Annotated in this window: 18 protein-coding genes; 11 read left to right on the plus strand and 7 right to left on the minus strand. The window is 72.2% G+C overall.

The window, feature by feature from the left end:
* Positions 1-7 precede the first annotated feature (7 nt).
* On the plus strand, positions 8-301 hold the full coding sequence (locus tag B4915_RS02320; RefSeq protein ID WP_105804246.1) for an ATP/GTP-binding protein: 294 nt from the start codon (positions 8-10) through the stop codon (positions 299-301).
* 117 nt (positions 302-418) lie between these two features.
* Here the strand turns inward: B4915_RS02320 and B4915_RS02325 are convergent, their stop codons facing one another.
* Positions 419-946, minus strand: a complete 528-nt coding sequence (locus B4915_RS02325; protein WP_105804247.1) for a ribonuclease H family protein — start codon at positions 944-946, stop codon at positions 419-421.
* 222 nt (positions 947-1168) lie between these two features.
* Between B4915_RS02325 and B4915_RS02330 the strand changes: the two genes are divergently transcribed.
* Entirely contained in the window at positions 1169-1897 is a 729-nt protein-coding gene (locus tag B4915_RS02330) for an alpha/beta hydrolase (protein ID WP_105804248.1), read from the plus strand.
* A gap of 15 nt (positions 1898-1912) precedes the next feature.
* Here B4915_RS02330 and B4915_RS02335 read toward each other — a convergent pair whose 3' ends face one another.
* The gene (locus tag B4915_RS02335) at positions 1913-4735 is read right to left on the minus strand and encodes a hypothetical protein (protein ID WP_105804249.1); all 2823 of its coding nucleotides are present in this window, start codon (positions 4733-4735) and stop codon (positions 1913-1915) included.
* Between the two features lie 188 nt (positions 4736-4923).
* Here B4915_RS02335 and B4915_RS02340 point away from each other — a divergent pair, with 188 nt between their 5' ends.
* From B4915_RS02340 to gatB, 9 genes are all read left to right on the plus strand, one after another.
* Positions 4924-6945 (plus strand): DUF8094 domain-containing protein, encoded by a 2022-nt coding sequence (locus B4915_RS02340; protein ID WP_105804250.1) that lies wholly within the window; start codon positions 4924-4926, stop codon positions 6943-6945.
* A gap of 2 nt (positions 6946-6947) precedes the next feature.
* A complete protein-coding gene (locus B4915_RS02345) occupies positions 6948-7943 on the plus strand; it encodes a tetratricopeptide repeat protein (protein ID WP_105804251.1) in 996 nt (331 codons plus the stop codon).
* 20 nt (positions 7944-7963) lie between these two features.
* A complete protein-coding gene (locus B4915_RS02350; RefSeq protein ID WP_245907302.1) occupies positions 7964-9328 on the plus strand; it encodes a cysteine desulfurase family protein in 1365 nt (454 codons plus the stop codon).
* Between the two features lie 10 nt (positions 9329-9338).
* Positions 9339-10592, plus strand: coding sequence for a tRNA 2-thiouridine(34) synthase MnmA (gene mnmA, locus B4915_RS02355; RefSeq protein ID WP_105804569.1), 1254 nt, complete (start codon positions 9339-9341; stop codon positions 10590-10592).
* Complete coding sequence (gene ligA / locus B4915_RS02360; RefSeq protein ID WP_105804252.1) at positions 10573-13029, plus strand: NAD-dependent DNA ligase LigA; 2457 nt, start codon at positions 10573-10575, stop codon at positions 13027-13029. Before mnmA ends, ligA begins: the two co-directional genes overlap by 20 nt.
* The gene (locus B4915_RS02365; protein ID WP_105804253.1) at positions 13026-13649 is read left to right on the plus strand and encodes a DNA-3-methyladenine glycosylase I; all 624 of its coding nucleotides are present in this window, start codon (positions 13026-13028) and stop codon (positions 13647-13649) included. Before ligA ends, B4915_RS02365 begins: the two co-directional genes overlap by 4 nt.
* A 76-nt stretch (positions 13650-13725) precedes the next feature.
* Positions 13726-14061, plus strand: a complete 336-nt coding sequence (gatC, locus tag B4915_RS02370; protein ID WP_105804254.1) for an Asp-tRNA(Asn)/Glu-tRNA(Gln) amidotransferase subunit GatC — start codon at positions 13726-13728, stop codon at positions 14059-14061.
* A 12-nt stretch (positions 14062-14073) separates the two neighbouring features.
* Entirely contained in the window at positions 14074-15609 is a 1536-nt protein-coding gene (gene gatA, locus B4915_RS02375; protein ID WP_105804255.1) for an Asp-tRNA(Asn)/Glu-tRNA(Gln) amidotransferase subunit GatA, read from the plus strand.
* A complete protein-coding gene (gene gatB, locus B4915_RS02380; RefSeq protein WP_105804256.1) occupies positions 15609-17132 on the plus strand; it encodes an Asp-tRNA(Asn)/Glu-tRNA(Gln) amidotransferase subunit GatB in 1524 nt (507 codons plus the stop codon). The genes gatA and gatB overlap by 1 nt, the downstream gene beginning before the upstream one ends.
* 165 nt (positions 17133-17297) lie before the next feature.
* On the opposite strand, the gene B4915_RS02385 is transcribed toward gatB, so the two are convergent.
* The 5 genes from B4915_RS02385 to B4915_RS02405 all read right to left on the minus strand — a co-directional run bounded on the left by B4915_RS02385 (position 17298) and on the right by B4915_RS02405 (position 22186).
* A complete protein-coding gene (locus tag B4915_RS02385; RefSeq protein ID WP_105804257.1) occupies positions 17298-18203 on the minus strand; it encodes a polysaccharide deacetylase family protein in 906 nt (301 codons plus the stop codon).
* Positions 18204-18210: 7 nt separating this feature from the next.
* Positions 18211-19161: an agmatinase gene (speB, locus tag B4915_RS02390; protein ID WP_105804258.1), complete on the minus strand. Its 951-nt coding sequence runs from the start codon at positions 19159-19161 to the stop codon at positions 18211-18213.
* 78 nt (positions 19162-19239) lie between these two features.
* Positions 19240-20007, minus strand: a complete 768-nt coding sequence (locus tag B4915_RS02395) for an SDR family NAD(P)-dependent oxidoreductase (protein WP_105804259.1) — start codon at positions 20005-20007, stop codon at positions 19240-19242.
* On the minus strand, positions 20007-20696 hold the full coding sequence (locus B4915_RS02400) for an SDR family NAD(P)-dependent oxidoreductase (RefSeq protein WP_105804260.1): 690 nt from the start codon (positions 20694-20696) through the stop codon (positions 20007-20009). The genes B4915_RS02395 and B4915_RS02400 overlap by 1 nt, the downstream gene beginning before the upstream one ends.
* The gene (locus B4915_RS02405; RefSeq protein ID WP_105804261.1) at positions 20696-22186 is read right to left on the minus strand and encodes an APC family permease; all 1491 of its coding nucleotides are present in this window, start codon (positions 22184-22186) and stop codon (positions 20696-20698) included. Before B4915_RS02405 ends, B4915_RS02400 begins: the two co-directional genes overlap by 1 nt.
* Between the last annotated feature and the right edge of the window lie 133 nt (positions 22187-22319).

Consider the following 22319-nt stretch of genomic DNA (forward strand, 5'->3'; position numbering starts at 1 on the left):
TCCGCCCGTGGGGCGACGCCGAGGGGTGAACAAGTACCAGCGTGCGGCGGCGGCACCGCCGGGTGACGTGACGCGCCTCGCCTACGGCGGTGCCCGCAAGGAGCTGCGCAGGGGCAGCGAGTGGTTCGTGCGCGACATCCCCGCCCACCGCGCTGAAAAGCCGTACCGCTGCCCGGACTGCGGATCCGAGATCCCGGTCGGTCAGGCGCACGTGGTGGCCTGGCGCGCGGATCATCTCTTCGGTGACGAGGCTGCCGTGCGGGATCGCAGGCATCACCATCTTCACTGCTGGCGATCCTGATCGCTCCGCCCGCGTCCCGATGCGGGTCGCTCGCGGGCGGGCGCTGGGTCCGCTGGCGGGCGGGCGCTGGGTCCGCTCGCGGGCGGGCGCTCAGAATGGTCGCTCGCGGGCGGGCGCTCAGAAAAGGGTCGGGGGAGCGGCGGGCTGCTCGAGCACGCCCTCCGGACCCGGGGCGTGTTCCTCGCCGAGACCCGGACCGCGCTCCGGCTCGCGGCCAGCCTGGAAGGCGGTTGCGGCGGAGCGCGCGCGCAGATCGGCGGCCTCGTTGAGCAGGTGCCCGGCGTGGCCTCGAACCCACTCGAAGGTGACCTGGCGCCCCGCGAGCGCGGCATCGAGCTGTTCGAGCAGCTCCCGGTTGAGCACGGGCTTGCCGTCGGCCTTGCGCCAGCCCCGGCGCTTCCAGCCCGGCATCCACTGCGTCACCGAGTTGATGACGTACTGGCTGTCGCAGAGCACGTGCAGCGGTTCGCCCGCGCGGTGGGCGGTGGCGTGCAGCAGATCGAGCACGGCCATGAGCTCGCCCTGGTTATTCGTGGCTCGCGGCCAGCCGCCTGCCCGCCAGCGCTGATCGTCGATCACCCACGCCCAGCCGGCGGGACCGGGGTTGCCGAGAGCGGAGCCGTCTGCCGCAGCGGTGAGAGTCATGCGTACCATCCTGCCAGAGCCATCCGCGGTGAGGCGTCCGCGGGAGCGGCGGGCGCGTCGATCCGCGTGCCCGCGCCCCCCCCGCTCCCGCCGCGGGCAGTCGGCGGGCGGCAGGTCACGCGCGCCGGCCGGGCGGGCTCTAAGCTGGATGGCATTGCCCGATCCTCGCCGACCCGAGCCGGCCGGGGTGGATCCGAGCCGCGAACCAGGAGGAATGAAGCGATGACGGAGATCTCGAGCGGAACCGTGCTGCGGGCGCAGCGGGAAGACGTCGAGTTGCGCACCGAGGACGGGCTCACCCTCGTCGGCGAGCTCGCCGTGCCCGCTGGGCGCCCGCCCCGGGCGAGCCTCGTGACCCTGCACCCGCTGCCCACCGCGGGCGGGTACATGGACTCACACATCCTGCGCAAGGCCGCCAACCGGCTTCCGGAGCTCGCCGATCTCGCGGTGCTGCGGTTCAACACCCGGGGCACCTCCTCGCCGCGGGGCACGAGCGAGGGCACGTTCGGCGAGGGGGAGACGGAACGCCTCGATCTCGCCGCCGCGATGCGCTTCGTCGCGGAGCGCGGACTGCCCGCGCCCTGGCTCGTGGGCTGGTCGTTCGGCACCGAGCTGAGCCTGAAGTACGGCCTGGAGCACCCGATCGAGGGAGCGGTCCTGCTCTCGCCGCCCCTGCACCGCACGAGCCAGCGTGAGCTCGCCGCCTGGCAGGAAGCGACGCCGAGACTGGTCGCGCTGATCCCCGAGCTCGACGACTATCTGCGGCCCGACGAGGCGCGCGAGCGCTTCGCCGTGGTGCCCCGCGCCGAGCTCATCGCCGTGGAGGGCGGCAAGCACCTGTGGGTGGGGGAGAAGCAGACACGCCGCGTGCTCGATGAGATCGTCGCGGCCGTTGGCACCGCGGGCACGCCGCTGCCCGTCGAGGTCGACGAGGAGCGCCTCCAGCGCTGACGCGGCCGGCGGGGACTACGCGGTGCCGGCCCCCTCGGACTGCTGCGACTCGAGGCCCTCCGCCACGGGCTGCTCGACGAGCCTTCCGGCGACGGTGCTCATCTTCTGCGCGTTCGTGATGACCTCGCCGAGGCTTTCGAAGTAGCGTGCCACCGCCCCGCGCTCGACCTTCAGCTGCGTCATGCGGTCCTCGGCAGCTGCGAGCACCTTCGTGGCGCGGTCTTCGGCTGCTGCGAAGGTCGCCTGCGCGCGCCGCTCGGCTTCGAGCACGGTCTCTGCGGCCTGCCGTTCGGCCTCCGCGCGCGTCTCACGAGCCTCCTGCTCGGCCTCGGTGGTGATGCGCTCGTACTCGGTGCGCGCCGTCTCGAGCTGGCCGCGCAGTTCATCGAGCTCGGCCCGTGTCGCCGCGACCTCACGGCTGGCGGCCTCAGAGGCTTCGCGCTGGCGATCCGCGAGTTCGCGCTCGAGCTGCTCCCGCTGCTGAGCGGCACTCGCGGTGAACTCCGCCGTCTCCGCCTCGATCCGGCGCCTGAGCTCGCGCGCCGCATCCTCCGCTTCGGCCCGCAGCCGGGAGAGCTCGGCTTCCTCGCTTGCCCGGTATTCGGCGAGTTCTGCGACGGTGTCCGCACGGAGCAGGTCCGTCTCCTCGGTGACCGCGGCGCGCGTGGCCTCGACCTCGCGCGCAAGCGCCGCGGCCTGCGCCTCCCGCTCCCTGCGCAGTTCGTCCTCGTGCTGGGCGCGCGCGCTCGCGATCGCGCGCTCGTGCTCGGCGCGCTCCCGCGCGATGTCGGCGTCGAGCCTTGCGCGCTCGCGCTCCATGCGCAGCTCGAGCTCCTCGCGCTGCAGCCCGAGCGCCTCGGCGGCCTCCTCGCGCTGGATGCGCAGCCGCTCCTCTTCGGCCTCCCGCAGCTCCGCCACGGCTCGCTCGTGCTCCTCGCGCTGCGCCGTGAGCCGCTGCTCGTGCATCGTCGACTCGTCGGAGATCCTGGCCTCGTGCGCAGCCCGCTCCTTGGCGAGAGCCGCCTCGTGGTCCTTCGCCGCCGCGAGCAGCGCCTCCTCGTGCGCGCGGCGCTCGGTCTCGATCCGGGAGCGGTGCTCGTCCCACTCGGCGATGAGCCGATCCTGGTGAGCGGCGAGCTCGCTCCCGATGCGCGTCTCGTGCGCTTCGCGCTCGGCGGAGATCCGCGCCTCGTGCTGGGCGCGCTCCTCGGCCAGGGCGGCCTCGTGCTTCGCCCGCTCCTGCCCGATGCCGGCCTCGTGCTGGGCGCGCTCCGCCGCGAGGGCAGCGTCGTGCTCCTCCCGCTCCGCCGCCAGGCTCGACTCGTGGCGTGCCCGCTCCCGCGCGATCCTGCCGTCGTGCTCCTCGCGCTCGGCGGCGAGCGTGGCGTCGTGCTCCTGGCGTTCCGCCGCCAGCGTGGCCTCGTGCGTGCCGCGCTCGCGGGCCAGGCGGGAGACATGGGCTTCGAGCTCGGTCGAGAGCCGCGACTCCTGCTCGTCGCGCTCGTTCTTCAGCCGCGCCTCGTGCGAGACGCGTTCGGCGCGGATCGCCTCGTCGTGCGCACCACGCTCCTCGGAGATCCGCTGCTCGTGCTCGTCGCGCTCGCGCGCGATCCTCTCCTCATGCTCGGCGAGCTGCGCGCGGAGGGCCGACTCCTGCTGTTCGCGCCGCGCCGCGAGCTCCGTCTCGGTGCGCTCGCGGAGCTCATCGCGCTCGCGGGCCGACTCCGCGTCGGCGCGGGCCCGCTCCCGCGCCCCCTGCTCGGCCAGCGTTGCGAGCTCGGCCCGCTGCGCTTCGAGTTCCCGGGCGAGTGCCGCTTCGTGCTCCCGGCGTTCCTGCGCGATTCGGTCGGCGTGCGCCTGCTGCTCCGCCGCGATCCTGCGGTCATGGTGCTCGCGCTCGCTCTGCAGCGCCGCGTCGTGCTCTGCGCGCTCCTGAGCGATCCGCCCTCTGAGCGTCTCGATCTCGGTGGTGAGCTCACGGCTGCGCGCGGCGAAGTCGGCTTCGAGCTCGCGGGAGCGTTCGGTGAAGCGTTCTTCGAGCTCGGCCTCTTCGCGCTGGCGCTTCGCCTCGAACTCGGCGCGAGCGCGTTCGCCCTCGCGGACGAGGCGGGCCCGCTCGAGCTCCGCCTCGCGCTCGCTCTCGGCCTTCTGGCGGGCGAAGGCCTCCGCGTGCAGCTCGGTCTCTGCGCGCAGCTGCGCGGCCTGCTCCTGAGCCTCCGTGAGCGCGAGCGCGGCGGCGGCCCGCGCCTCGGCGAGGGTCGCCTCGGCCTCGCGGTGAGCGGTCTCGCGCTCGGACGTGATCTCGCGCTCCGCGGAGCTGCGCTCGAGCGCGGCGATCCGCCTGGCCTCCTCGAGCAGGCGTTCCCGCTCGGCGTTGGCGGCCGCGGCCTGCGCCGCCAGGTCGTTGCGGGCCCCGGTCAGCATGACCTCGGACTGCTCGGCGGCGGTGCTCAGCATCTCGTCGGCGCGCTGCTGCGCGCGCGTGAGCACGCGCTTCGCCTCCTCCTCCGAGCTGCGTCGCAGCTTCTCCGCATCGAGATCGGCCTGGGCCATGAGGCGTTGCGCATGGTCCTCGGCGAGCTGCAGGCTCTTCTCGACGCGCAGCCCGAGACCCGAGTAGCCGGTGGCGCCGAGCTCCGCGACCTGCTCCTGCAGATCGTCGATGAGGCGGCGCTGCTCTTCGCCGGTCTGGGCGGCCTGCTGGTGCGCGGCCTGCAGGGACTGCAGGTGCGACTGCAGCGTGGCGATGTGCCCGGTGAGGGCGGCGACGCGCTCGTCGACCTCTTCGCGGTTGTATCCGCGGAAGGCAGGGGAGAACTGCTGAGGGGATTCGGACACTGTGCCTCCGGAATCGGAACGAGCTCGCCACGGCCGGGCGGGTTCGTTCGCGAACGGCCGAGGAGGATGACACCTACGATACCGCAATCGACTTCGGCGATCCGGGCTCGTTCATGTGGCTTCCGGGAAGCTCGGGTAGCGTGGACAGCGTCTCTGTCCCTCGCGACCCCTACCCAGAAGGAGCCCCCGTGCGTTATGTGCTCGCGATCGCGGTGCTGGTGCTCTCCGGAGTCCTGCTCCTGCTCGGCATCGGCCAGCGCACTTTTCTCGCAGGACCCTCGGAGATCAGTTTCCCCGTGGACACGAAGTCTGAGGCCGGCTACGCCGTGATCGACGGCTCCGAGTTCGCGAAGGTGACCGGTCAGGCGAACGTCGTGGTGCGCGGCGAGCAGGCCTTCGTCGCGACGGGCGCCACGCGCGATGTGCGCGGCTGGGTCGCCCCGTTCCTGCACGCCGATCTCACCGTGGACGCGAAGCAGCAGCGCTTGCTGAGCGCGCTCGTGGCGGCCGCGCCCGACGAGTCCGAGGCCGGGAACGGCGCGGAGGACGGGACCGCGGGTGCCGAGGAGGGCGGAGCCGCCCAGGGCGGCGACGCGGCCGGGGCGACGCAGGAGCGGAAGCCGGTCGATCCCCGGGGCAGCGATCTGTGGCTCGAGGAGCGGTCGATCGATGACGCCGGCAGCGGCGCGGAGACCGGCACCCTCCGCGTTCCCGTTGCGCTCGCCGAGGGGGAATCGGTGCTGATCGCGGCGGACGGAGCGGCACCGGTGCCCAAGGACGTCACGCTCGTGTGGGTGCAGGACCAGAACACGCCCTGGGCGGGTCCGCTGCTCGCGGCCGGCGGCGTCCTCGCCGTGGTGGGTGCGGTGCTCTACCTGCTGGCGGTGGATCACGACCGTCGCGGTCTCGGACCGCGTCGCGGCCGTCGCGGCCCGCTGCAGGGCATCCGGAACATCTTCACGCCGCGCGGCCGTCGCGGCGGTGCCGCTGGTGCTCGTGAAGGGGAGGCCCCGGTGGTCCCGGAGGCCCCGGAGGCGGCGAGCGGGGGAACGCAGATGCGAGCTCTCGGAGCCGGCCGCCCGCTTCGCGCCTCCTCCGTGCGCGGTCGCGCCCGGGTCACCGCCCTGCCCGCGCTCGGCATCGTGGTGGCGCTCGGCCTGAGCGGCTGCTCGGCGAGCTACTGGCCGCAGTTCGGCGAGCAGGCCGAGGAGGAGCCTGCGCCGTCGCCCACGAGCTCCTCGGTGGCGCCGGTGCCCGTGAAGGACGCGCAGCTCGACCGCATCGTGCAGCGGGTCGCCGCCGTCGCGAACGAGGCCGACGACGAGCTGGATGCCGCTGTGCTGGAGGAGCGGTTCACGGGCGACGCGCTCGCGCAGCGCAGCGCCAACTACAAGATCAGGGCGGCGAAGCCGGACTACGGGATCGTCCCGCCGCGGCTCACCGACGAGGGACTCGACTACGAGCTCGTGCAGAGCACCGAGTCGTGGCCACGCACCCTGTTCGTGACGGTCGCCTCGACCTCGGGCGCGACCGACGCCGCCGGCGATCCCGAACCCACGGAGGGCAAGGACAGCGAGACGGAGCCCGCTGCCGCGTCGCCGTCGCTCGCGCTGATCCTCACGCAGCAGTCGCCTCAGGAGAACTACCTCGTGTCCCGGGTGATCGCGCTGCGCGGCGGGATCTCCATGCCGCAGGCGGCTCCGGCAGAGGAGGGGACGGCGCTGCTCTCCAATGACCTCGAAACCCTCGTGCTTCCCCCGGGCGAGGTGGGCGCCGCCTTCGCCTCGGTGCTGCAGAACGGCGTGGACGGCCCGGAGGCCGAGGACTTCGAGCTGAGCGACGAGTCGCTCGTCGAGAACTACGGCAAGGCGCGCGCCGAACAGGCGCAGCAGAAGTCTGACGCTGACGGACAGGACCTCAAGTTCTCCGTCGCAGCGCGTCAGGGGGACGAGCCGCCCGTGGCGCTCTCGACGGGCGTCGGCGGAGCGCTGGTGGCCACGACCGTCATCGAGGAGCAGATCGTCGAGGGCGGACGCTACAAGCCGCAGGCGCAGGACGCCGTGACGGCGCTCTCGGGTCTGGAGGGGGAGCAGGATCGCCTGGTGCAGGAGGTCGCGCACCAGCTGCTCTTCTTCGTGCCCAGCAAGTCGGACGGATCGAAGATCCAGCTGCTCGGCGTGACGAGCGAGCTGGTGGGAGTGAGGAACTGAGGATGAGTCAGCAGATGCCCGGGAGGATTCCCGGCGGCGGTGTCGATCTGAGTCACCTGGCGGCGCGTGCGCAGTCGGGGCAGCCCGCTCAGGCGGGTCAGCCGGCGGGGCCCGGCGGAGCACCCGGCGCAGCTGCGGGCGCATCCGCGCCGGGGGGTCAGACGGTCGAGGTCCCGGACCTGGTGCTCGACGTCACCGACGCGTCTTTCGAGCAGATCGCGCAGCTCTCGGCCGTGGTGCCGGTCGTGTTCGATCTGTGGGCGGAGTGGTGCCAGCCGTGCAAGACGCTGAGCCCCGTGATTGAGCGGGTGACGCGCGACTTCGGCGGGCGGGTGCTGCTGGCCAAGGTCGACGTCGACGCGAACCCGGGCCTCGCGCAGGCGTTCCAGGCCCAGTCGATCCCCACGGTGGTCGCGCTCGTGGGGGGCCGTCCCGTGCCGCTCTTCCAGGGCGCGGTGCCCGAGGCGCAGGTCCGCGAGGTCTTCGGGCAGCTCGTCCAGCTGGCCGAGCAGCAGGGCGTGGTGGGCCGTGTCTCGGCCCCCGGCGCGGGCGAGGGGCCGGCGGAGCCGCCCGCCGAGCCCGCGATCCCGCCCGCGCACCTCGCCGCCGTCGAGGCTGCCGAGCGCGGAGACTACGACGCCGCCGTCACCGAGTGGGAGGCGGTGCTCGCCAAGGCTCCCGCCGATGCCGAGGCGCGTGCGGCGCTGGTGCAGGTGAAGCTGCTGCAGCGGCTGCAGGGACGCACCGCCGAGGAGATCCGAGCGGCGGCTGCGGCCGATCCCGCCGATGCCGAGGCGCAGATGCGCGTCGCCGATCTCGACGTTTCGGGCGGGCACGTCGAGGACGCCTTCCTGCGACTGCTCGACCTCTTCGCGGCGAGCGACGCGGAGGCGCGCGGGCCGGTCCGCGAGCGACTGCTCGAACTGTTCGAGGTCGTGGGGGTCGCGGACCCGCGCGTCATCGCCGCTCGTGCCCGGCTCGCGAATCTGCTGTACTGAGCGAGGGGATCGGGGGCGCGGTGCCTGAGGTCTCTGAGGCGGCGGGCGCGCGGCTCGCCGGAGGGCGCGTCTACCTCGATCACGCCGCCACCTCGCCGATGCCCGAGCCCGTGCTCGCCGCATACGCCGAGGCGCTGCGCACGGTCGGCAATCCGGCTTCGACGCACGGGCACGGGCAGCGGGCGAGCGAGGTGCTCGAGGGAGCCCGGGAGCGTCTCGCCCGCGCGCTCGGCTGCGACCGCGCCGAGTTGATCCTGACCGGCGGCGGCACCGAGTCCATCAACGCTGCGCTGAAGGGGATGTTCTGGGCCGCGCGGCGGGCTGGCGCTGCGGCGGGCGCCGAGCGCACGGTGCTGCTCGTGGCGGAGGGGGAGCACCACGCGACCGTCGAGGCCGCTGAGTGGCTGCGCGATGAGCAGGGCGCCGAGCTGCGGTGGCTGCCGGTCGACGCGGAGGGGCGGCTGCATCCGGAGACGCTCGCGCTGGCCATCTCATCGGCCGGCGCGGAGCGGGTCGCGCTCGCCTCCTTCCTGTGGGCGAACAACGAGGTGGGCACGGTCAACGATGTCGCCGCGCTCTGCGCTGTGGCGCGCACTGCGGGAGTCGCCACCCACGTCGACGCGGTCTCGGCGCTGGGGCAGATCCCCGTCGGCTTCGCCGCGAGCGGGGCCGATGCGCTGAGCGTTTCCGCCCACAAGGTCGGCGGGCCCGTGGGCGTCGGCGCGCTGCTGCTCGGCAGGCGTGCCGCTGCCGAGGCACTGCTGCACGGCGGCTCGCAGCAGCGGGCCCGCTCTGGCACGCAGGACGCGGCGGGGGCCGTGGCCTTCGCCGCGGCGCTCGATCTGGCTCTCGACGCGGCGGGGCGGCCGGATCCTGTGCGGGTCAGGCGCCTCGCGCGGCTGCGCGACCGGCTGATCGAGGGGGTGCGCGGGATCGACCCGGCGGCCGTGCTGCGGGGTGCCGATCCGGGATCGGAAGGCCGGGAGCCGGGATCGGATGGCCGGGATTCGGGATCGGAAGGCCGGGAGCCGGGATCGGCAGGCCGCGATCCCGGTGCCGCGGACGCCCCCGGCGCCGCTGCGCAGCCCGTCCCGCAGCCCGCTCGGCTCCCCGGCAACGCGCACTTCACCTTCCCGGGATGCCAGGGCGACTCGCTCGTGTTCCTGCTCGATGCGGCCGGGATCTCCGTGTCGGTCGGATCGGCTTGCCAGGCCGGCGTCGCGGAGGTCTCGCATGTGCTCCTGGCGATGGGCGTCCCCGAACGCGAGGCCGCGGGGGCGCTGCGCTTCACGCTCGGTCCGGAGACCCGGGAAGCGGACGTCGATGCGCTGCTCGCGGCGCTGCCCGGGGCGCTCGAGCGTGCCCGCGCCGCCGGACTCGCGTAAACTGTCCCGGATGAGGATTCTGGCGGCGATGAGCGGGGGCGTCGACTCGGCGGTGGCTGCCGCGCGCGCGGTCGACGCCGGGCACGAGGTCGTCGGCGTGCACCTCGCGCTGAGCCGCATGCCGGGCACGCTGCGCACCGGATCGCGCGGCTGCTGCACCATCGAGGATGCGATGGACGCGCGCCGGGCCGCCGGGCTGCTCGGGATCCCGTTCTACGTGTGGGACCTCAGCGAGCGCTTCGCGGAGGACGTGGTCGACGACTTCGTCGCCGAGTACGCCGCCGGCCGCACGCCCAATCCGTGCATGCGCTGCAACGAGAAGATCAAGTTCGCGGCGCTGCTCGACAAGGCGATCGCGCTCGGCTTCGACGCCGTCGCGACGGGCCACTACGCGACGCTGGTGGACGGGCCCCGCGGCCGCGAGCTGCACCGGGCGAGCGCGTGGGCCAAGGACCAGTCCTATGTGCTGGGGGTGCTCACGGAGCGGCAGCTCGCGCACTGCTACTTTCCGCTCGGCGACACGCCGTCGAAGGAGCTGGTGCGGACCGAGGCCGCGGAGCGGGGCCTGCAGATCGCCCGGAAGCCCGACAGTCACGACATCTGCTTCATCCCGGACGGCGACACCCGCGGGTGGCTCTCCGAGCGCGTGTCGCGCGAGCCGGGGGACATCGTCGACGAGTCGGGCGGCGTGGTGGGGCGGCACGACGGAGCACACGGCTACACCGTCGGCCAGCGGCGCGGCCTGCAGCTCGGGCGGCCCGCGGCCGATGGCCGCCCGCGCTATGTGCTGTCGATCCGTCCGGTCTCGAACCAGGTGGTGGTGGGTCCGCGCGAGAGCCTCGCCATCGGCCGCATCGCGGGCGGACGGTACAGCTGGGCGGGGGATCCCGGGATCGAGCTCGCGGAGCCCTTCGACTGCGAGGTGCAGATCCGCGCCCACGCCGACCCCGTGCCGGCGGTGGCCCGGCTCGAAGCGATCGACGAGGCGGATCGCACCGAGCAGCATCGCGCGGGCGCTACGCACGAGGTGGTGGCCGACGTCGACCTCGGCCACGCCGAGCCGCTGCTGGGCGTGGCACCGGGGCAGACCGCGGTGATCTATCGCGGCACCCGCGTGCTCGGCCAGTTCACCATCGACCGCGCGGTGCCGGTGAGCGGGAGCGGGCGGGAGGACGCCGAGCCCGGGGGCCGGCGCGTCCATGGCGCCGGGACGTCGGCGGGCGGAGGCCAGCGCTTCGGCGTGAATGTCGGCGGGCGCTCCTAGACTGTGTCCTGTGAACGAGAACGCCGACATCCCCGCCGAGTTCGATGACGCCCGCGCGGAGGCCGAACGGCTGACCGCCGAGATCGAGCGCCTCCGCCGCTCCTACTACTCCGAGGCCGTGAGCCTCGTCTCCGACGCCGAGTACGACGCGATGTTCCACCGGCTGGAGGCGATCGAGCGGGCGTTCCCCGAGCTCGCAGGGCAGGACAGCCCCACGCGCGAGGTGGGAGCTGCGGTCGTCTCCGCGGGATTCCCCGAGCACGAGCACGCTGAGCGGATGCTGAGCCTCGACAACGTGTTCTCGGTCGAGGAGTTCCGCGAGTGGGCCGAGAAGACCCGCGCCGCAGCGGGGCGCGAGGTGCACTGGCTGAGCGAGCTGAAGATCGACGGCCTCGCGATCAGCCTCGCCTACCGCGACGGCGTGCTCGAGACCGCGACGACCCGCGGCGACGGGCGGGTGGGGGAGGACATCACCGAGAATGTGGACCTCATCCCGGTGATCCCGCGGCGCCTCAGGGGCGAGGGCATCCCGGAGTTCTTCGAGGCGCGCGGCGAGGTGTTCCTGCGCGGGGAGGACTTCGAGGCGCTCAACGAACGGCAGCACGAGCTGCAGGCCGCCTTCGCCGCGGAGCAGCTCGCGAAGGGGCGCGCCGAGGATCAGATCCCCGTCCGCTACCCCGAGTTCGCGAACGCCCGCAACACCGCGGCGGGCAGCCTGCGCCAGCGGGCAGAGAAGAAGAGCGCTGCCGAGCTCGAGCTGATGCGCGAGCGGCTGGGACGCCTGTCGCTCTACGTGCACGGCATCGGCGCCTGGTCGCACCCCGCCTTCGCGAACCAGAGCGACGCCTACCGCCTGCTCGCCGAGTGGGGGCTGCCCGTGTCGCCGCACTCGCGGGTGTTCGACTCGGTCGAGGAAGTCGTCGCCTTCATCGAGGACCGTGGCGAGCACCGGCACGACGTCGAGCACGAGATCGACGGCATTGTGGTGAAGGTCGACGAGCTCGCCCTGCACGCCGAGCTGGGCGAGACGAGCCGCGCGCCCCGCTGGGCGATCGCCTACAAGTACCCGCCGGAGGAGGTGCACACGAAGCTGCTCGACATCCGCGTCGGCGTGGGACGCACCGGCAGGGCCACGCCCTACGCGGTGATGGAGCCCGTGAAGGTGGCGGGCTCGACCGTGCGCCAGGCGACGCTGCACAACCAGCAGGTCGTGCAGGCCAAGGGCGTGCTCATCGGAGACACGGTGGTGCTGCGCAAGGCCGGCGACGTGATCCCCGAGGTGCTGGGCGCTGTCGTGGAACTGCGCGACGGCAGCGAGACCGAGTGGCAGATGCCCGAGCACTGCCCGGAGTGCGGGACTCCGCTGCGCCCCATGAAGGAGGGCGACATCGACCTGCGATGCCCCAACGCGCGGGCGTGCCCGGCGCAGGTGCGCGGCCGCGTCGAGCACATCGGCTCGCGCGGGGCGCTCGACATCGAGGTGCTGGGGGAGATCACCGCCGCCGCGCTCACCCAGCCCGAGTTCCCGGCCGCCCCGCCGCTCGAAACCGAGGCGGGCCTGTTCGAGCTGACGCTCGACGAGCTCGTGCCCATCACCGTGGTCGTGCGGGACAGCGAGACCGGCGAGCCGCTCATCGATGAGGAGACGGGGGAGCCGCGCCGCCGCTCGCCCTTCCAGCGGGTGACGTCGGAGTACCCGCCCGAGGCGGCGGGCCTGAGCCCTGCCGAGCGGCGCAAGGCGGGGTTCCGCAAGGACCACCGCGTGATCCTGCCCTCGAAGGACGCCGAGACCTTCCTTGCCGAGCTGGAGAAGGCGAAGACGAAGCCGCTGTGGCGCTTGCTCGTCGCGCTGAACATCCGTCACGTCGGTCCGGTCGCCGCGCGCGCCCTCGCAGACTGGTTTGGCTCGCTTGACGCGATCCGCGCGGCCTCGCTGGAGGAGCTGGCCGAGGTGGACGGCGTGGGAAGCACCATCGCCGAGTCGCTCCGGGAGTGGTTCGAAGCGGATTGGCACCGCGAGATCGTGGAGCGCTGGGCGGCGGCGGGCGTGCAGTGGTCGACGCCCGGGCACCCCGGACCGGGCGCCGCGCAGGCCGCCGGCGGGGTGCTCGCCGGGCTGACCGTCGTGGCCACCGGCTCGCTCGAGGGCTTCACCCGCGACAGCGCGAAGGAGGCGATCATCCAGGCCGGTGGCAAGGCGGCTTCGAGCGTGTCCAAGAAGACCGACTACGTGGCGGCGGGCCCGGGCGCCGGCTCCAAGCTCGCGAAGGCCGAAGAACTCGGGATCCCCGTGCTCGACGCCGCCCAGTTCGCCGTGCTCGTCACCGAGGGGCCGTCCGCGCTCGGCCTCGGTGAAGCCGACGCGGGCGGGGACGCGGACGAAGCCGCCGCGGACGCCGATGCGGGCGACGCCGCCGCAGAGCCGGCGCCGGAGTGAGCACGGCTCCGCGGCGTGCCGGGTGGGCGGAGAGCGATCCGCTGCTCACGGCCTACTACGACACGGAGTGGGGGATGCCCGTCTTCGACGAAACCGGGCTGTTCGAGCGGCTGAGCCTCGAAGCCTTCCAGTCGGGACTGTCGTGGCTGACGGTGCTCCGCAAGCGCGAGGCCTTCCGGTCGGCGTTCCGCGGCTTCGATCCCGAGCTCGTCGCCGCCTTCAACGAGGACGACGTCGAGCGGCTGCTCGCGGATCCCGGCATCATCCGCAACCGCCGCAAGATCGAGGCGACCATCGGCAACGCGCGCGCGGTGCTGCGGCTGCGGGAGGAGCCGGGCCCCGATCTGCCGGAGCTGATCTGGTCCTTCATGCCCGAGCGCTCGCCCGCTCCGGGGAGCGACGCGGAGGTGCCCGCCGTGTCGCCCGAGTCGCAGGCGCTCGCGAGGGAGCTGAAGCGCCGCGGCTTCGCATTCGTGGGCCCCACCACGGTGTACGCGCTCATGACCGCCGTCGGTGTCGCCGACGCGCACCACGTGTGGAGCCACCGTCGCGGCTGCTCGGGCCTGTGGAACCCTGACGGCAGCCGCAGCGCGCAGCCGCTGCCGTTCGCCCCTCGATAGGATGGTGGGGTTCGCCGCGGCCGCACAGCGGTCGCCGGCGCCGACTTTCCCACTCCCGACGTCTTGATGGAGCAGCATGCCTGACACCCCTGCGGCGAACCGCGCCGCGGCGAGCGGAGAGATCACGGTCGAGACCGTGCAGCATCTCGCCGGACTCGCCCGGATCGCACTGAGCGACGCCGAGCTCACGTCGCTCACCACCGAACTCGACTCGATCCTCGCGAACATCGCGAAGGTGGGCGAGGTCGCCGGAGCCGATGTGCCCGCCACGAGCCACCCGATCCCGCTGAGCAACGTCACCCGGCCCGATGAGGTCGCCGACGTGCTCACCCGCGAGGAAGCCCTGGCGAACGCGCCGGAGGCGTCGGACGGCATGTTCCGGGTGTCCTCGATCCTCGGCGAAGAGCAGTAGGGGGCCGCGCAGATGAGTGATCTGATCCGCCTCACCGCGGCCGAGCTGGCCGCGAAGCTGAGCTCGGGAGAGGTGTCCTCCGAGGAGGTCACCCGCGCCCACCTCGACCGCATCGCAGCGGTGGACGAGGAGCTGAACGCCTTCCTCGCCACCGACGCCGATGCCTCGCTGGCCGCAGCCCGCGCTCTCGACGCCCGGCGCGCCGCCGGCGAGCAGCTCGGAGCGCTCGCGGGCGTGCCGCTCGCGATCAAGGACGTGCTCGTCACCACCGACATGCCCTCCACTTCGGGGTCGAAGATCCTCGAGGGATACCGCTCGCCCTACGACGCGACCGCGGTGGCGAAGGCTCGTGCCGCCGGCCTCGTGAACATCGGCAAGACCAACATGGACGAGTTCGCGATGGGCTCCTCCACCGAGAACTCCGCCTACGGCCCGACCCGCAACCCGTGGGCGACCGACCGCGTCCCCGGCGGCTCCGGCGGCGGCTCCGCCGCGGCCGTCGCCGCCTTCGAGGCCCCGCTCGCCCTCGGCAGCGACACCGGCGGCTCGATCCGCCAGCCCGCGGGTCTCACGGGCACGGTCGGCGCGAAGCCCACCTACGGCGGCGTCAGTCGCTATGGCGCCATCGCGCTCGCCTCCTCGCTCGACCAGATCGGCCCCTGCGCGCGCACCGTGCTCGACACGGCGCTGCTGCACGACGTCATCGCGGGCCACGACCGGCACGACTCCACCTCCCTCGACCACGCCTGGCCCTCGATGGCCGAGGCCGCACGCGCCGGCGTCGATCCCGCAAGCCTCAAGGGTCTGCGCGTCGGCGTCGTGAAGCAGCTCATGGTCGACGGGCTGCAGGCCGGGGTCAAGGCTCGCTTCGACGAGGCGCTCGCGCTGCTCACCGCGCAGGGCGCCGAGATCGTGGAGATCGACGCGCCGCACTTCGAGTACGCGGTCGCCGCCTACTACCTGATCCTGCCCGCCGAGGCGTCCAGCAACCTCGCGAAGTACGACTCGGTGCGCTTCGGCCTGCGCGTCACCCCCGAGGGTGGTGGCACCGTCGAGGGCGTCATGAGCGAGACCCGCGCTGCGGGCTTCGGCGCCGAGGTGAAGCGCCGCATCATCCTCGGCACCTACGCGCTCTCCGCCGGCTACTACGACGCCTACTACGGCAGCGCCCAGAAGGTCCGCACGCTCATCCAGCGCGACTTCGCGGCCGCCTTCGCGCAGGTCGACGTGATCGCCTCGCCGACCGAGCCGACGACCGCCTGGAAACTCGGTGCGCACGGCGGCGACCCCCTCACCGACTACCTCAACGATGCGACCACGATCCCCGCGAACCTGGCCGGGATCCCCGGCCTCAGCCTTCCCGTGGGCACCGCGAGCGAGGACGGGCTCCCCGTCGGCCTGCAGCTCATGGCCCCCGCATTCGAGGACGCCCGGCTCTACCGCGCCGGCGCGGCGATCGAGAGCCTCATCACGGCGCGCGACGGCAAGCCGTTCTGGGCGCAGGCCCCCTCCCTTGCAGGTGCATCGACCGGAGAGGCGACGAACTGATGGCCAAGACGAAGCTGATGGACTTCGACCGAGCGCTCGAGCTCTTCGAACCGGTCATCGGGCTCGAGGTGCACGTGGAGCTCAACACGAAGACGAAGATGTTCTCCTCGGCGCCCAACACCTTCGGCGCCGAGCCGAACACCAACCTCACGCCCGTGTGCCTCGGGCTGCCCGGCTCCCTGCCCGTGGTCAACGAGCAGGCCGTGCGTTACTCGCTCAGCCTCGGCCTCGCGCTCGGCTGCGAGATCGCCGAGGTGTCGGGCTTCGCGCGGAAGAACTACTTCTACCCCGACATGGCGAAGAACTACCAGATCTCGCAGTACGACGACCCCATCGCCTTCGACGGCTCGGTCGAAGTGGAGCTCGCCTCGGGGCGCGTCGTGCACGTCCCGATCGAGCGCGCGCACATGGAGGAGGACGCGGGCAAGCTCACCCACGTCGGCGGATCGACGGGCCGCATCCAGGGCGCCGAGTATTCCCTCGTCGACTACAACCGCGCCGGCGTGCCGCTCGTGGAGATCGTCACCCGCCCCGTCTTCGGCGGCGAGGCCGACACCCCCGAGATCGCGGCCGCCTACGTCGCCACCATCCGCGACATCGTCATCGCGCTCGGCATCTCCGACGCGCGCATGGAGCGCGGCAATCTGCGCTGCGACGCCAACGTCTCCCTGCGCCCCCGCGGCAACGAGGACGCCGGCATGAGCGTGCTCGGCACCCGCACCGAGACGAAGAACGTGAACTCGCTGCGCTCGGTCGAGCGCGCCGTGCGCTTCGAGATCCAGCGCCAGGCGCAGATCCTCGCCGACGGCGGCACGATCACCCAGGAGACGCGGCACTGGCACGAGGACACCGGCGAGACCTCGCCCGGCCGCCCCAAGAGCGACGCCGACGACTACCGCTACTTCCCGGAGCCCGACCTCGCCCCGCTCACACCCTCGCGGGAGCTCATCGAGGAGCTGCGCGCCGCGCTGCCCGAGCACCCGACCCTGCGCCGCCGCAGGCTGCGCGAGGAGTGGGGCTTCTCGGCCCTGGAGTTCCAGGACGTCGTCAACGCGGGCCTCACCGAGCTCATCGAGGCGACCGTGGGCGAGGGCGTGCCGCCGCAGACGGCGCGCAAGTGGTGGACGGGGGAGATCGCCCGCATCGCGAACGAGCGCTCCGCGGCGCCCGCCGAGCTGATCACCCCCGCCCAGGTGGCCTCCGTCGTCGAGCTCGTGGACGCGGGCACCCTCAACGACAAGCTCGCGCGCCAGGTCATCGCAGGCATCATCGACGGTGAGGGCACTGCGGCCGAGATCGTGGAGGCCCGCGGCCTCGCGATCGTCTCGGACGACGGCGCCCTCATCGCCGCCGTCGACGCGGCGCTCGCCGAGCAGCCCGAGGTGCTCGCGAAGATCCGCGACGGCAAGGTGCAGGCCGCCGGCGCCATCATCGGTGCGGTGATGAAGGCCATGCGCGGCCAGGCGGACGCCGCCCGCGTGCGCGAGCTGGTGCTCGAGCGGGCCGGCTCCGCCGAGGGCTGAGCCTCACCCCGGGGTCAGGGCCCGGCGCGCGGACACCCGCGAGCCGGGCCCTGCCCGTGGAAGCCTCGCGGACCGGGGTCCGCGAGAGGCGCCGAATCGCAGGGAGCTCTCCGATCAGAAGAGCGGCGGAAAGAGCCGCCCGCGACGCCCCTTGCCGGCGGAGCTTCAGCCGGGGTGAATACGGGGCATCGGGCGAGGTGGCAGCCCGGTTCGCATTGTGTGCGTGGCGATCTCATCGAGCGCGGCGACCCACACATCCGGTAGCTCCGTGACCTGGCGTACGAGGGTCTCCAACGCGGCTGCGCGCCCGGGGCGCCCCGAGAGGAACGGGTGGTTGGTGAGCACCCAGCAACCTCCGAAGCGGCGCATGCCTTCGAGCTCCGCATGCCACAGAGCGACCGCATGCTCTGGGGTCTGGATGGGCCCCAGCTCGGCGACGCCGGGAATGAAGCAGTACTGCTCCCAATCGTCGAGCGCCCAGTGGATGGGGATCTCCACGAGTCGGCCGGTGGCGGATTCCCCAGCCTCTCTGCCCGAGTCGATGCCCTCTTCGCCACCCGTGCAGTCGAGATGATACGGGAGATCGTCATCCATCAGGCTGGAGTCGTAGAGGAATCCGCGCTCCGCCAGCAGCGCGGGCATCTCCCAGGACAGATCCCACATCGGTGCGCGATACCCCAGTGGCCGTGCGCCGGTGAGGCGCTCGAGGGCATCGCTTCCGCGATCGAGCTGATCCGCCTGCTCGGCGAGGGTGAGACCGGCCGGTTTCACGTGGTCGTAGCCGTGGTGGGCGACTTCGTGCCCAGCCGCCGCGATGTCTCGCACGGTCCCGGGGTGCAGATCGGCGGTGTACCCCGGCACGAAGAAGGTTCCGCGCACCCCGCAGTGGTCGAGTACCTCGAGCAGTCGTCGCACGCCCACCCGCGGCCCGTAGGCCTGGTGGGTCATGGTGCTGAGGCTGCGCGCAGTGGCGGGATCGGCGGCGAGTGCAGCGGACTCGCCATCGACGTCGAAGGAGAATGCGGCGGCGCACCGCGCGCCGTTCGGCCAGCTCAGCATGGGTGCAGCCATCCTCGCATCACCGCCGCTGCTCGCTCATGATCGATACGAGGTCGTAGGCGCAGTGGGCCGCAGCAACCGCGGTGATGCTCGCGTGGTCGTAGGGCGGAGAGACCTCCACGACGTCCGCTCCGACGAGCCGCTTGCCGCGCAGCCCGCGCAGCAGCTCCAGCAGCTCCCGGCTGGTGAGCCCTCCGGCCTCCGGCGTGCCGGTCCCGGGCGCGTGCGCGGGATCGAGCACATCGATGTCGATCGAAATGTAGAGCGGGGCATCGCCCACCCGCTCGTGGATGCGCTGAATGAGGTCGCGGAAGGGCGTGGTGTGGAATTCCCGCGCGTGCACGATGGTGAACCCCAGCTCCGCATCGTCGCGCAGGTCGTCCGCGCTGTAGAGGGAGCCGCGGATGCCGACATGCGCAGAGTGCTCTTTGATCAGGAGCCCCTCCTCGATGGCGCGACGGAACGGCGTGCCGTGCGTGACAGGGGTGTCGAAGTAGGTCCCCCAGGTGTCGAGGTGGGCGTCGAAGTGCACGAGCGCGAGAGGCCCGTGCTCGCGGTGCAGGGCGCGCAGCGAGGCGAGGGCGATCGTATGATCGCCGCCGAGCAGCAGCACAGGCCGCCCGCCGCTGGCGAGTTCCGAGACACCGGCCTCGATCTGGTCGAGCGCTGTGGTGATGTCGAAGGGCGAGCAGTCGATATCTCCCGCGTCGACCACCTGCACGCGAGAGAAGGGGGCCACCTCCAGCGCCGGATTGAAGGGGCGCAGGAGTCGAGAAGCCTCGCGGATGGCGCCGGGGCCGAAGCGGGCGCCGGGTCGGAAGGTCACTCCGGTGTCGAAGGGGACGCCGACCACGGCAATGTCGTGGTCGGGTACGTCGCTGCGGCGGGGCAGCCGGGCGAAGGTGGTGAATCCCGCGTAGCGCGGTGAGACCTGACCGTCGATCGGCGGGACCGGCGGGTGCGTGTTCATCGGAGACTCCTTTGCGGTGGTGGGTATGACGAGACTGCGAGCGGGGCGCGGGGCGCGGAGCTCGTCCGCTGCGGCGGACTAGGCGCGGCCACGCGTCGACCCGCCGTTGACCTGCACGGTCTGGCCGGCCATGGCGCGCAGCTCCGGGTCGCACAGCAGCAGCACGGCCTGCGCGATCTCGTGCGGCTGCCCGATCCGGCCGAGCGGGATCCCCGCGGCATAACGCGTGTGCATCGCGTCGAGGGTGACATCGGCGGCGGCGGCGTCCACCGCGAGTTGCGGGGTGTCGACCACGCCGGGGGCGATGGCGTTGACCAGGATCCCCTCGCCGGCCAGCTCGCGCCCCAGACACTTCACGACACTGATCAGTCCCGCTTTCGACGCGGCGTAAGCGGTGGCCTCCGGCCAGCCGATGACCCCCCACTCGCTCGCGATGACCACGATTCTGCCCCCGGAACCCTGCGCTCGCATGACCCGCACTGCCTCCTGGATGAGCGCGTACGTTCCAAGCAGGTTCGTCTCGACCACGCGCCACCAGTCGGCCGGATCGGCATCCACGAGGGGAGCCATGGTCATGGTGGCGTGGTTGGCCACGAGGATGTCGAGATGGCCTGCAGCATCCGCCGTCTCGCGCACGAGTGCGCGGCACTGCTCGGGATCGGCGAGGTTTTTCACCAGTCCGAGTGCCTCGGTGCGTGCGGTGAGCGCTGTGAGCTCCTGGCGCGTCGAGCGGGCGTGGGCCACCACCCGGGCGCCCCGGCCGGCCAGTGCCTCGACCTGTGCGACGCCAAGGCCGCCGGTGGCGCCCGTGACGAGCGCGACCCGGCCGGTGAGGTCGGTGCGCATCAGATCACCGCCCCGGAGTTCGGGTGCAGTGTCTCACCGATGGTGAAGGTGCCCGAGGTGACGAGGTAATCGACGCAGGCGGCCACGTCCTCGGGCGTGGCGAGCCGGCCGGTGGGCAGCATCGCCAGATAGTCCGAATCGCGCCACGGGGAATCCAGAGGCAGCAGAGGAGTGTCCGTGGGGCCCGGGGCGACGGCGTTCACGCGCACTCCGGTGGGCGCCACCTCGGCGGCGAGACTGCGCACGAAACCGAGCATGGCTCCCTTCGCCGCTGCGTAGTGCGAGTCGGCGGCGCCCCCGCCGATGGCGAGCTCGCTCGAGATGGCCACGATCGCGCCCGTGCCCTGGGCGATCATCCCGGGCAGCACGGCGCGCGCCCCGTTCATGAGCCCGCCCAGGTGCACCTGCAGCATCCGCCGCGCTTGCGCAGCGGTGACCTCGGTGAACGGTCGGCTCTCGTAGTGGCCGGCCGCGCTCACATAGGCGGTGATCGGCGCGAGCTCGTCGGTCACCCGCGCAACAGCCGCGTGCACGGCGTCTGCCGAGGTGACGTCGACCTCGAGCCACAGCTCGCAGGCCGGGGAGGGGGAGCGGTCGAAGCCGGCGACGAGCATGCCTGCGGCGCGCAGCCGGTGGGCGATGGCGGCGCCCATGCCCCCGGCCGAGCCGGTCACCACGGCGGCGCGCATCAGCGGGCCTCAACGTGGTCGGTCGACGTGGCATCCGCCTCGTCGAGATGCTGCATGATGGCGGCAGTGGCGACGTTGTCGATGCGGTGGCGCACGCGAGCGTAGACGGCGGCGCCCGCGACCGCCAGGGCGACGGCGCCGATGATCACCGACCAGTCGAGCCACGCATTACCGTTCAGCGGTCGGGGCCAGGCGATGTTGATGAGCTCTGCCACCACCCACACGAGGGCGATCACCGCGACGGGCGCGGTCCAGCCGCGGAGGCTGAAGGGGCCCGGCTGCCAGCGGCGGCGCAGCACGGTGACCGCGAACGCTGCGACGGGGAAGAGGAAGCTCAGGTAGAAGCCGCCAGAAGTGAAGTTCACCATCATCAGGTAGAGATTCTCGGCGACATTGCTCAGCAGGAACAGTGCGGTGCCGATCGCGGCGGTGACGAGCAGAGGCCCGACCGGCTGACGCTGCTTGGCGCTGAGCCGGCTGAGCTGCGCGGAGAAGGGGAGCGCACCGTCGCGCGCCTTGGCCCAGATGAGGCGCGAGGCAGAAGTCTGCAGGGCCAGGAAGCTGGCGATGAAGCCGATCGCGAAGAGTACCTGCAACGGGATGGCGATCGCTGAGCCGAGCTGCGCGGTGAGCACGGCGTAGACCGGGTCGACGTCGTAGTCGGGCAGGTCGGCGGCGTTCTCGGGGGTGGCGAGGATGATGGCGAGGCTGGAGAACATGACCACGAGCGCGATGAAGCAGATGGAGAAGAGCATGGCCTTGGGCAGGGCACGGCGCGGTTCGTGCACCTCCTCGGCGATGGATCCGGCGCTCTCGAAGCCGACGAAGCTGAAGCCGATGAAGACCACGGCCAGCAGGAAAGGGCCGCCAAGCGAGAAGAAGCCCTCGGAGGCGTCAATGCTCGCGCCGCCGTCGAACAGGATGGAGAGGTCCTGCTCGCGATGGGCGATGAGCAGCCAGGTTCCGAGACCGATCGAGCCGACGACCTCGGCGACGATGCTGGCCATCATGAACACCTTGAGCACACCGCGCCCCGCGAGGTTCACCAGGGTGCCGAGGATCAGCACGATGAAGGCGATGCCAGCGACCACGGTGCCGCTGGCGTCGTGAAGGCCGATGATGTTCGCGATGAAACCGGCCGCGCCGAGCGCCACAGTGGCCATCGCGATGGTGAGCGTCCAGATGTAGAACCATCCGGCGAACCAGCCGTAACCCGAGCCGAGCAGACGATTGGCCCACTGGTATATGGACCCCTCCAAGGGCCACCGGGATACGAGCATGGCGAAGACCAGCGCGACGAGCAACTGCCCGGCGAACACGATGAGGAACCCCCACCAGAAGGAGGGGCCGGCGGCCATGATCGCAAGCCCGAAGATGCCGTACAGGGCGACGATGGGCGAGATGAAGGCGAACGCGAAAGCGAAGGCAGCCCCAAAGCTGAATTCGCGTCGCAGGGTGTGTCCTTTGGCGGCGGGGGCGCGTGTGGTCATCGGTCCTCCTTTGGCGATGGCGCTGTGACCCGTTTTATTATGCACTCATCCAGTAGTCGGGCGAGATTCCCCGGAGGATGAGCAATCAGGACCGTTCTGAATTGTAGGAATCTATAATGGCGATGAGGAGAAA

Origin of the sequence: Leucobacter massiliensis, from assembly GCF_002982315.1 — a bacterium.
GTDB classification, from domain to species: domain Bacteria; phylum Actinomycetota; class Actinomycetes; order Actinomycetales; family Microbacteriaceae; genus Leucobacter; species Leucobacter massiliensis.

Coding starts and splice junctions, on each gene's coding strand:
- gatA (WP_105804255.1), top strand. CDS start 14,074: ATGAGTGATCTGATCCGCCTCACCGCGGCCGAGCTGGCCGCGAAGCTG.
- B4915_RS02345 (WP_105804251.1), top strand. CDS start 6,948: ATGAGTCAGCAGATGCCCGGGAGGATTCCCGGCGGCGGTGTCGATCTG.
- B4915_RS02325 (WP_105804247.1), bottom strand. CDS start 946: ATGACTCTCACCGCTGCGGCAGACGGCTCCGCTCTCGGCAACCCCGGT.
- ligA (WP_105804252.1), top strand. CDS start 10,573: ATGTCGGCGGGCGCTCCTAGACTGTGTCCTGTGAACGAGAACGCCGAC.
- gatC (WP_105804254.1), top strand. CDS start 13,726: ATGCCTGACACCCCTGCGGCGAACCGCGCCGCGGCGAGCGGAGAGATC.
- B4915_RS02385 (WP_105804257.1), bottom strand. CDS start 18,203: ATGGCTGCACCCATGCTGAGCTGGCCGAACGGCGCGCGGTGCGCCGCC.
- gatB (WP_105804256.1), top strand. CDS start 15,609: ATGGCCAAGACGAAGCTGATGGACTTCGACCGAGCGCTCGAGCTCTTC.
- mnmA (WP_105804569.1), top strand. CDS start 9,339: ATGAGGATTCTGGCGGCGATGAGCGGGGGCGTCGACTCGGCGGTGGCT.
- B4915_RS02395 (WP_105804259.1), bottom strand. CDS start 20,007: ATGCGCACCGACCTCACCGGCCGGGTCGCGCTCGTCACGGGCGCCACC.
- B4915_RS02405 (WP_105804261.1), bottom strand. CDS start 22,186: ATGACCACACGCGCCCCCGCCGCCAAAGGACACACCCTGCGACGCGAA.
- speB (WP_105804258.1), bottom strand. CDS start 19,161: ATGAACACGCACCCGCCGGTCCCGCCGATCGACGGTCAGGTCTCACCG.
- B4915_RS02330 (WP_105804248.1), top strand. CDS start 1,169: ATGACGGAGATCTCGAGCGGAACCGTGCTGCGGGCGCAGCGGGAAGAC.
- B4915_RS02400 (WP_105804260.1), bottom strand. CDS start 20,696: ATGCGCGCCGCCGTGGTGACCGGCTCGGCCGGGGGCATGGGCGCCGCC.